The sequence below is a fragment of the Enterococcus sp. 3G1_DIV0629 genome (genome assembly GCF_002141285.1).
In the GTDB taxonomy this organism is placed as follows: Bacteria; Bacillota; Bacilli; order Lactobacillales; family Enterococcaceae; genus Enterococcus_B; species Enterococcus_B lactis.
In genome coordinates this window covers 1-1,824 of sequence record NZ_NGLI01000010.1, presented here as the reverse complement: position 1 = coordinate 1,824, position 1,824 = coordinate 1, and the positions used below count along the sequence as shown (strand labels likewise).

Sequence of the window (1,824 nt, the reverse complement as noted above, 5' to 3'; positions counted from 1 at the left end):
AAAATTCGTTTGGTAGAAAATACAGAGTTCACAACACAACTTGATAGTGGGACTGGAGCTTATATCAATATTGAGCTATATGATCGAACAGGGAAGCTAAAAAAACAAGCATCTACCAATGCCGAAGATCTATCAGAAGTCTTAGTGAAAGCATTTGATCAAACTTCGTATGAAGAAGGTGATCTCCTAGATGTTTCCTATCTTCAACATTCACATAAAATGCAGTTTTATCAAGAGGGGGAAGTAGAATTACCTTTTGGAAGTTCAGGAAAAAATCAATTATTTACAATTAAAAATGATGAACTAGTTCGTCTAACGGACAATATGGTTCAAACTAAAGAGGTAACGACAGAAGTTGGAAGTCCAGTAGAAGTGGAAGAATTTGTGGATTCAGTGAATGAAGCCCTCTCTAATTTATCCGTTAGTTATTCATTAAATTCTGAGTTTAATCCAGGAAAAACAGGGGAACAAACGAATACGTTGACTGTCTGCTTCGGAGAACACTTCTCTAGAGAAATACCAATCAAGTTAACATATGTTTATGATAACAACATTTCTATTCGCTGTTATCGGGAAGAGGAACGTTTTATTTTAGGATTGAATGAAGATAATCGAACCATCAACTTTGTTACAGATACAAGTCAAAATACACAACTCGATTCTGGTTCAGGAGAATATTTGACAATAACTGTTACTGACAAAGAAGGAAAACAAAAGTATCAAATGAAAGCTAATGCGGAAGATTTAGCTAGTAAAATGATTGATTCATTGAATAGGAAATCTTACGAAAATGGTGATATTGTTCATATAAAACATACTTTTGATAATAAAGTACAATATTATAAAAATGGAGAAATTAAACTTGATTTTGGTTCGTGTAAAAAAGAAGAAATTTTTATGATTCAGAATGATGAATTAATTCGTCTAACGGACGATATGGTCCAAACTAAAAAGGTGACGACAGAAGTCGGAAGTCCAGTAGAAGCAGAAGAATTTGTGGCATCTGTTCATGATGCATTTTCTGATATGTCTATCCATTATGCGTTGAAAGATTCGTTTAACCCAGGAAAAACAGGGGAACAAACGAATACTTTAGAAGTTTCCTTAGGAGAAGCTGTAACGCAAGAAATTCCAGTGAAATTGAACTATGTTTATGAGAATAATCTGTTAATGCGTGGGTATGCTTCTGAAGAACGATTTATTTTGGGACTAAACAAAAATAACAAAACTATTAATTTTGTAACAGACTCAGATCGGACCACTCAATTAAATGATAATCAAGGATTATTTGTTTCCGTGACAGTTTTTTCAAAAGAAGGGAAACAAAAGTATCAAATGAATGCGAATGGTGAAGATACACCTAGTGATTTAGTATCAATATTAAATGGTAGAACTTATGAAGAGGGAGATTGGATCCAAGTAAAAAATATATTTGATAACAAACTACAATTCTATCAAAATGGTGAGATTAAACTTGATTTTGATTCATGTAAAAAAGAAGAACTCTTTAGAATTCAAAATGATCAATTAGTCTATTTCTCTGACAATGTGATTCAAACTAAAGAGGTAACGACAGAAGTAGGAAGTCCAGTAGAAGCAAAAGAATTTGTGGCATCTGTCCATGATGCATTTTCTGATATGCCGGTGCAGTATGGGTTGAAAGATCCGTTCAACCTAGGAAAAACAGGGGAACAAACGAATACTTTAGAAGTTTCCTTAGGAGAAGCTGTGACGCAAGAAATTCCAGTAAAACTGAACTATGTTTATGAGAATAATTTGTCTATTCATTGTTATTACGAGCAAGAACGATTTATTTTAGGGTTG

1 protein-coding gene is annotated in these 1,824 nt (G+C 33.3%); it reads left to right on the top strand.

Annotated elements, in window-relative coordinates; translation table 11 throughout:
* Positions 1–1,824: hypothetical protein (locus tag A5816_RS16435; protein WP_179189749.1), on the top strand; the 1,824-nt coding region annotated here is incomplete at both ends.